Source organism: Micromonospora sp. DT4 (assembly GCF_049841675.1).
Classification (GTDB): domain Bacteria; phylum Actinomycetota; class Actinomycetes; order Mycobacteriales; family Micromonosporaceae; genus Micromonospora.
The window spans coordinates 1-8,077 of sequence record NZ_JBNCKT010000168.1 but is presented as its reverse complement, the minus strand read 5'-3'; the positions used below and the strand labels follow the sequence as shown (position 1 = coordinate 8,077).

The 8,077-nt window shown below is 69.9% G+C and carries 8 protein-coding genes; 1 reads left to right on the top strand and 7 read right to left on the bottom strand.

The features are described from left to right. From ACLQ24_RS27480 to ACLQ24_RS27455, 6 genes are all read right to left on the bottom strand, one after another. Positions 1 to 1,412, bottom strand: a 1,412-nt coding sequence (locus ACLQ24_RS27480) for a tyrosine-type recombinase/integrase (protein WP_425894643.1), incomplete at its 3' end; no start/stop codon positions are given. Positions 1,413 to 1,644: 232 nt separating this feature from the next. After that, positions 1,645 to 1,965, bottom strand: coding sequence for a helix-turn-helix domain-containing protein (locus tag ACLQ24_RS27475; RefSeq protein ID WP_425894642.1), 321 nt, complete (start codon positions 1,963 to 1,965; stop codon positions 1,645 to 1,647). Continuing rightward, on the bottom strand, positions 1,962 to 3,059 hold the full coding sequence (locus ACLQ24_RS27470; RefSeq protein ID WP_425894640.1) for a tyrosine-type recombinase/integrase: 1,098 nt from the start codon (positions 3,057 to 3,059) through the stop codon (positions 1,962 to 1,964). Before ACLQ24_RS27470 ends, ACLQ24_RS27475 begins: the two co-directional genes overlap by 4 nt. 147 nt (positions 3,060 to 3,206) lie before the next feature. Beyond that, positions 3,207 to 3,332, bottom strand: coding sequence for a hypothetical protein (locus tag ACLQ24_RS27465; protein WP_425894639.1), 126 nt, complete (start codon positions 3,330 to 3,332; stop codon positions 3,207 to 3,209). Beyond that, positions 3,329 to 4,300, bottom strand: a complete 972-nt coding sequence (locus ACLQ24_RS27460; protein ID WP_425894638.1) for a TRM11 family SAM-dependent methyltransferase — start codon at positions 4,298 to 4,300, stop codon at positions 3,329 to 3,331. Before ACLQ24_RS27460 ends, ACLQ24_RS27465 begins: the two co-directional genes overlap by 4 nt. Then, positions 4,284 to 5,201 carry a hypothetical protein gene (locus tag ACLQ24_RS27455; protein ID WP_425894637.1) on the bottom strand — a complete coding sequence of 306 codons (918 nt, stop codon included), beginning with the start codon at positions 5,199 to 5,201 and terminating at the stop codon, positions 4,284 to 4,286. The genes ACLQ24_RS27460 and ACLQ24_RS27455 overlap by 17 nt, the downstream gene beginning before the upstream one ends. Positions 5,202 to 6,060: 859 nt before the next feature. Between ACLQ24_RS27455 and ACLQ24_RS27450 the strand changes: the two genes are divergently transcribed. Further along, complete coding sequence (locus ACLQ24_RS27450) at positions 6,061 to 6,945, top strand: hypothetical protein (protein ID WP_425894636.1); 885 nt, start codon at positions 6,061 to 6,063, stop codon at positions 6,943 to 6,945. Between the two features lie 330 nt (positions 6,946 to 7,275). Here ACLQ24_RS27450 and ACLQ24_RS27445 read toward each other — a convergent pair whose 3' ends face one another. Next, positions 7,276 to 7,881 carry a hypothetical protein gene (locus ACLQ24_RS27445; RefSeq protein ID WP_425894635.1) on the bottom strand — a complete coding sequence of 202 codons (606 nt, stop codon included), beginning with the start codon at positions 7,879 to 7,881 and terminating at the stop codon, positions 7,276 to 7,278. Positions 7,882 to 8,077 lie beyond the last annotated feature (196 nt).

The window sequence follows — 8,077 nt, the reverse complement described above, 5'->3', positions numbered from 1 at the left end:
AGCGCGAAGCCGCCCGACGCATCAACGCCGAACGACTTCTCACTGCGTAGCCGTCCAGTTACCCGACAGTCTCTTAGTGTCGGCGTGCCGGCTGTTGAAGAGGCGGCACCTGCAGCCGGATGGTCGGTGAGCAGCCGGCGGGCGGCGTCGGCGTAGCGCATGGCGGTGCGGTCGCCGATACCGAACAGGACAGCCAGGTGCAGGGCGTCCGGGCCGTGGCTCAGCGCCTCTTCGAGTTGCCGGTCCATGCTGATCTGCTTGAACGTGACACCAAGTCCTCGTAGAGGCTTCTCCAGCCACCCTTCGCTGACCGGTCGAAGATCGTGGCCGGTCTGCTCGCTGAGGAACAGGTGCTGGTTCAGCGTGTGCGGCCAGCGCCGTTGCCGTGCGACCAGGTGCCGGTCGAGCAGTTCGGCGGTGAGGTCGTCGAGCGGCCGGGTGTGCCCATTGATGGTGATCCGACGCTTTGATCGGTCGATGTCTTCGAGTTTCAGCCGTCGCACGGCGATGGGTCGGGCTGCGTGGATTGCCGTCAGCGCCAGGGCCAGTCGATGCGCCGGGGTGGTGCATGCCTGCACCGCTCGGGTCAGGGTGTCATCGGGCAGCGGCATCGGCAGCCGGTGTCCGACGTTGCCGGTGCTGAAGTGCGTGGTGGGGTTGCGGAAGATGCGCCCGGCGTTCTTGCACCAGCGGAACAAGGAGCGCAAACCGACCAGGTGGCGCTTGCGGGGTAGGCCGGTCATCCCGTCGAGGTGCTCGCGGACGTCGTCGCGGGTTACCTGCCGGAGATACTCATACCTTGCCGACCACGTAATGAGGGCGGGCATGGCTGCGGCGAGGTATTCCCGGACGGTGCCCACAGCCCGGGGTGTGGTGCGAGTTCCGCCGTGGCGCAGGGTGTTGAACCAGGCTTCGACATCCTCGGCGATGCCCGGTGTCAGGACTGTGAGCTTGCCGGCGAGCCAGGCGTCGACGGTGTCGGCGCGATCGTCGTCAAGCAGGCCGAGGTGATCGATGACCTCGGCGGTGCGCGAGACGTTGTAGCCCAGCCGGTCGACGTGGCCGATCTCGGTGTAGCTGAGCCGGTCACCTGGGGCGTGGGCGGACAGCAGGACGACGAGAGCATCGTCGACCTCGTCGGCGAGGTGGTGCGACCAGCCGCGCGCCTCGCCCAAGTCGCGCGCCGCCATCCGCGCGTGGATCAGTGTTCTGTTGCCCGGGTTGGCGTGGGCGCGCCGGTCGAACCGCGTGAAGTCGCGCCGGCACGAGAACAACGCGAGCTGCCCGGGGATCTGCCAGGTGACCGGCTGGCCTTCCGATCGCACAGCCGACGGCTGGGCGGCCGTCGTGGCGTGTAGTTCGTTGGACGTGCCGAAGCCGGTGAGAAACAGCTGCCAGTGGGTGAAGGTCATGCCGGCCGGGATCGGTCCGCGGATGCGTTTTTGGCCGAGGTGCTGGATCGCCTCGGCGCGACATAGTTTGCAGTGCCCGTGTAGCAGGCGGACCCGGCGGGCGCAGCCGCGGCAGGGCCCGACGTACCAGCCGCTGCGTCCGCGCGGCAGGAGGGGCAGATGCTGTTGCCGTAGATGTCGCCCCAGGCCAGGCAGTGACGGCAGCTGCCGAGCAGCCCCCGTCGCTGCGATTTCATATCGGTGGCAGGCTTCGCCCGGACCGCGGGCGCGGGGTGATCCCGGATTCGCCGACGGCCCGGGTCTGGTCCTGCTCACCGTCCTGCCTGGTCTGGGCCTGCACCGGCTCGGGCTTGAGGAGGTCGGAGATGCCGCACTGCAGGACCGCGCAGATGACGTCGAGGTCGGACAGCTTGAGGCTGATCGGCTGCCCGGACCACAGGTTCGACATCTTTCCGGCGCTGATTACTAGGCCGCGCTCGGCGAGTAGCCGTTGCATCTCGCTGGCCTTCCAGATGCCGGCGTTGGCGGCGGTCAGTCGCAGGTTCCACTTCATGACAAGAGTCCTTCCCACCGTTCGGCGGCGCGTTGCTGTCCGGCGATCCAGGAATCTTCCACGTGGGTTTTGAGGACGTGCACGTAGCGCATGGTGGTGGCGATCCACCAGTGCCCGAGCAGTTCCTGGATAGCGATCAGGTCCATGCCGCTGCGGTAGAGCTGCGACGCGCAGTAGTGCCGCAGCGCGTGTGGGGTCAGCCGGTCGGTCCAGTCCGGCAAATGCCCAGCGACGGCCTCGGCGAGGCCGCGGCGCAGACCGTCGCAGGAGATCCGCATCGCCGTGCCGTCGGGGTGGTGGCGCTCGGAGGGGAACAAGGGCGCTCCCGGGCGGGTGTAGTCGTCTCCAAAGCATGCCCAGACGTCCTCGATGTACCAGCGCAGCAACCGGTCGGCGCCGTTGATCAACGGGGTGACCCGTTCCCGCGGACCGCTGCCCTGGCTGCCCTTGCCGAAACGCACGTGCAGCTTGCCGAACCGGCCGAGTTCCCACCGCAGGTCGGCCACGTCCAACATCCGCACCTCATTGACGCGCAAACCGATCAGCGCGATCAGTCGCGCCGCGACATAGCTGCGAGCCGTCGGCGCGAATTTGCGACAGCTCACCAGGTCGCCACGCCAGCCATCGAAAAGGGCTCCGACCTCGTCGTCTCCCGGCGGGATCCGAAGGCCAATGTCCGCGCGTCCGCGAGGCCGGTTGATCTCGTCCAGCGGGCACTGCAACGCTCGGCCCATCAGCGCGTAGATCTCGGCACGCAGCCGCAGATCCAGAAACGCGAAGTAGGTGGAGAGGCTCTGCGCCTTGGCCAGCCTGGTGCCCTTTGCCGCACCGCGCAGCACCACACCGAAGTAGCGGTCGGCGTCCGGCGGCTGCATCTCCCACAGCGGCCGGCCGAACCAGCTGCGCATCTGCTCCAAGTGCCCGGTGTCGTTGCGGATCGTCGAGTCGGACAATCCGGCCGACGCCCGTGCCAGGACAAAGCCCGAGAACGCGTCGGTCTCGAAAGCGGCCACCTCATCTGGGCTGGCCGGGACGCGTCGCTCGTGCAGCTCGCGCACCACGGCCAGCCCCATCACGCCTCCCAGCGAGATCAAGAAAGATGAGCATCGGGAGGCTACCGCGAGAGAACCTCAATATTCCTGAATCTTCATCAGATCGTGTCGTTGACGTCAAGTGAGCCAGAGAGCGACAGGCCAGAGCACCCCGGTCGTCGCCGACGGGGGCACGCCCGGTCTATGAACTCACGTCTTATCCCACAAGACGGCAGCGTCGAACGGTGGGATCCTGCCCTGGGCGGCCAACAGCAGGAGCGTGGAGCTCTGCACACCGGCACCCAGCGACAGGTAGCGGTGGGCAGGTGCGGTCACGCCACCACCCCGGCTTCCAGCTCCTGGCTCTTGACAAACACGAGGACGTCCTCGTGTGCGATCAGGTGCATCGGGGTGCCGGCGGCCCGGGCCTTGCGGACGGCTTGGAGTTGGAAGAACGACGGGCGGGCCACGAGCCCGCCGTCGCGGACGGCGGCGAGCAGCGCCACGCACCGGTCGACGGGGGTGAGGCCGGCGCGGATGCCGGCGCCGATGACGGCCGAGGGGAGGTCGACCAGTTCGCCGTGTTTGCGCCACGGTCGGGCGGTCACGACGACGACGCCACCGGGGCGCAGGAGGGTGTGGCAGCCGGCGAGGATCTGGGCGAACCCGTCGGTGAGTCCGGTGAGGTCGCGGTAGGCGAGGTTCCCGCGGTCGGTGCCGTCGTTGTAGGCGTTGTCGAACTTGGCTACCCCGTCGGCGCCGGGCCGGACGAGGCCGTGCACGGTGGGCCCGTACGGCGGCGACGTCACGACGAGGGCGACCTGGCCGGCCAGGGCCCCGGGTACGAGCGACAGGATGCTGGTGGCGTCGCCGCGGATGACGCCGGCCCGGCCGGTCGCGCCTTGGGTGTGGGCGTGCTTGATGTTGGCGTCGGCGATGTCGGACCAGCGGGACTCGTACTCCACCCCGATCGCGTCCCGGCCGGCGTGGATCGCCTCGACCAGGGTGGTGCCGATCCCACACATGGGGTCCAGCACCAGGTCCCCGGGCTTGGTGTAGGCGGTGACGGCGTGCGCGGCGATCGCGGGGAGCATCCGCGCGGGGTGCTGCACTGACTCACGGACGTACCGGCCGCGGCGTTGGACGGGGCCGGTGGACTGGGCAGTCGCCCACACCGACAGGCCCTCCGGGCCGGGAGTAGCCCGGTGGCGTCCGATCGGGTCGGGGCTCGTGGCGGCAGTGGTCGTGGTCTGCTCGTGGGACGGTTCGGGGGTGTGTGCGCGGTGCCTAGCCACGGCGACCACCGCCCTCGCGTCCGTTCCGGCGCGGGGCCGGGCGCTGGGCCTGGCTGAACACCATTAGGTCCGCGTGGACCCGCAGGTGCGCCACCCGCCACCGGTCGCTCACAGCAGTGGTGAGGGTGAGCAGTTCCTCGTCGGTGACGTGGTAGACGAACGCGTCCCCGTCGGTGTCGGCGGTGACCGCGACAAGGTGCTGCAGGTAGCCCAGTCCGACGCCAGCGGCGGCTTGGACCACGCCGGAGAAGTCCTCCGGGCCGGCGGTGGTGCCGGCCGGGACGGTGACGACGAGGATCAGGCAGCCGCCCGGCTGCAGCAGCTGGGCGCAGGCGGCCAGCAGCCACGCCAACCGGACCCGGTTGGTAGCGGCGTTGGGGTCGAGGGGCCAGCAGGCGACCACGAGACTGGTTGCCTGCTGCAGGGAGCCGCCGGACGGCAGGCCGGCGACCGTGTCGGCCGGTGGGTGCAGGTCCGGGTCGGTGAGGTCGTCTCCGAACCAGGCGCCCATCTCCGGCAGGTCCTCCTCCTCGTCGGCGTCGCCGGTGATCCCGCTGGCGAGCGAGACGGGAGTGGCCGGGCTGATGATCAGGCTGGACGCGTCGGTGAACCACGCTGGGTGGTGCAGGCGGGCCCCGGCCGCGCAGGCGGAGGTGAGGGCGTGGTCGGGGGTGAGGTCGACGACCGCCTCGCCGGGGCGGCTGTAGGCGGCGATGAGGCGGTCGGCGAGTCGGGTGCCGATGCTGCGTCCGGCGTCGCCCGGGGTGCGGGCGGTGCGCCAGACGGTGAGCGGTACCGGCGGGTCGCCGGCGACCAGGTCGGTCGGGGTCGGGTCGACCCCGGCCAGGGGGCCGGTGTCGACGGTGGGATCGTGCTGCGGGTTGTGGTGCTGCGGCGTGTGCTCGCTCATGTGGTGTCGGCTCCGCGCCGCGCCGTGGTGCGCTGACACTCTCAAAACGGTGTTTGTGAGCTGTGGCGAACACCTGCCGATCTCACGGGGATCTCACGAATGTCTGACAGCCGGTTCCTGTCCGCTCGGCTGGCCTCGGGAACGCGGGATGATCCGGCTGTCGCCGGCTCGACCGGGCCGGGTCGGCGTCGTGAGATCGTCAGAGCGATCGGCCACTCCCGCTGTCAGACACGCACGGTCACGACCACCTCGACCATGACAGCGACTTGCATCGATGACGCAGGGGCGCTGGCCGGTCTTGTCAGATCGCCGTCCGATGTCCCGGACGGCGGCGGCGTCTGTCCTGACGGCGGCGGCGTCACGGAGGACACCGGTGCTGGATTGTCATCGGAGGCGGCGGCCGTGTCAGACCGTCCCCGCGCCGGACGAACGCCGTCAGACGGCGCGCCACCGCGTCGCGCAGGGTTGACGATGACATTCGGCTGCAGTGTCAGCCTGTCGCGATCTGACACCGTGCCGCCCGCGGGGCGCTGTTAGACGCTGTTAAACCGGCTGGGTCCCCGTTGTCAGACCCCTCGGCCGGTGTCGTGTCCCTCGCGGCCTTGTCCCGTGCCCTTCGCCTCCTGTCGTGTCAACGCGCAGGTCAACGCGGCTTTGTCAGAACGGCGACGCGCGCCAGCGTCGGTCGTCAGTCAGCGGGTGGCCGGTGGCGGCTGGTGCTGTCGACCCGAGGATTCACGCCTGCTGGCCTGCGTTGTCAGGGGCCGGTGAGACCGAGGTGGCGCAATGGCGGTCAGGCGCGCCGGCCGCACACCTCCGGCCGTCATCGACATTCGCCTCTGACATGGGAGTTCGTGACATGACCGCGTCCGCCAAGGACTGGCCCGACTCGCCGCTGGACGCCGTGGACACCGCGTTCGCCGACCTGACCTGCGACCCCGACCCGTTGTCACTGGACCTCGACCCGCTGGCCGATCAGCTCGGCGACGACAGCGGTCTGCCCGGCGGTGTCATCGCCCTGCCGGCGTTGCGGCAGTGGCTGCTGGAGCACCCCCGCGCCTACACGGCCCGTGACGTCGTGTGGCGGGAGCTGGTCCGCCGCGCCCGTCTCGACGGTCCTGCCTGGGTCATCGCCGCGGTCGCCCTGGCGATGCCGGCGCTGCGCCGCTACGCCGGCCGGCTGCACACCGGCTGGGCCGGCGACGCCCACGACCTGGACGCCGAGATCCTCACCGGCTTCCTGGGCGCCCTGCGGGACCGGGTCGACCTGGCCAAGCCGGCGCCGTACGCGGCGCTGTGCATGGCGGCGTGGCGGGCCGGCCACGAACTGCGGCAACGTGACGGCGCCGAGGCCATGCCGGTGGACAACCTCGAACACGTCACCGGCCCCCGCACCCCGAAGCGGCCCTACGGGCACCCGGACCTCCTCGTACGCCGAGCCGTCGAGTTGGGCATCGTCGACGCCTGCGACGAACAGCCCTACATCGACGTGCGGCTGGGCCACCGGGCCATCGAACCCATCGCCGCCCGCCTCGGCCTGGAGGTCGACACGCTGCGGCGGCGTGTCGAGCGCATCGACGTCCGCATCGCCGACGCGCTCGCCGCCGGGATGCTCACCGAGGCGACCTCACCCCGGGCGCGAAAAGACCTCACCGCTGCGGCCGAGCGACGGCAGCACATCCGGGCCGCCCGCGGCGGCAGCGCACGGCATCCTGTGGCGCAGGTGACGCTGGCAGCCGCCTGACCGCCGACCATCCCGCAGGCTCTCCCGACGCGGGCCCGACCATCTGGTCGGGCCCGCGAGCGCGTACGGCGAACCCCTCGCGCCGCACCACTTCGACCGGCTCCCACCCTGGTGCGGGAAGGGCCGTCGTACTCACTTTCGGGCGGCCCGTCGGATCTCTCACGGATCTGACAGCGGCGCCCACGAGGTGTTGAGGCGGCGGCTGTGAGACCCGGCGCCGACGCCGACGGCGAGGTCCGCCACCAGCGGCACGATCGTCGGACAGGCCGCTGACCAGGGTGTCCTTTCTCAGTAAAGGTGCTCCGGTCGCAGTGCGCTGACCTGGGCGGATCAGTTTGATTGAGAAACCGGCTGGCCGGGTTTTCTCAGTTGATCTGCTCCGGGTTCGCGTTTGGGGCCGGTTTTCTCAGTCTTTCTGCTCCTGGGAACGCCTTCGTTGCGGATCTTGCTGGTGATGTAGTGGCTGACCGAGCCGTAGGACAGCTCGGCGCCGTGTTCATCGACGAGGCGTTCCCAGATCGCCCAGCGGGACAGGGGCGGTTTCTGGGCGAGGAGGTCGTCGATGATGTGGGCGTAGGCGTCGTAGACGCGGTTGCCGCGGGGTGGTGCGCGCCTGAACGCCATCGGGTTTGGGTCGGTGGTGAGGGCGAGCAGGACCGTGTCGGCTTGGACTCTGAACTTGCGGGTGATGGCGCGTAGCGACGGGTTGGTCTTCGCCTCTTGGCGGATGGCGTCCAGGAGTTCACGGGCGCCTTGCTGGCTGCGGCGTTTGACCAGGTTGGCGATACTGCGGGGCCGGCGTGGTGGGCTGTCGGGCTCGGCTTCGGGCTCGCGCGGCGCGTCGTCGGGTTCGGGGTTGAGGCGGTGGGGTCGGGCCTCGGTTTGCAGGGTGCTGAAATGGCGGGTCAGGGCGTCGACGCTGCGGCCGGTGACCACGGCCAGGCGGGCGGCGCGTACGGATCCTTGGTAGGTGGGCGGGGCGCAGAGGTATTGGCGTAGGTAGCTGGGTCGTAGGTGGTTGGCGTGGGCCAGACGGCGGATGTAGGCACCGACGGTGTCGGGGTACGGCCTGGAGTGCAGAGCTAGGTACAGCTGATCTTGCAGAGGTGCGCACTGTTTGTCCGTCGCCGTC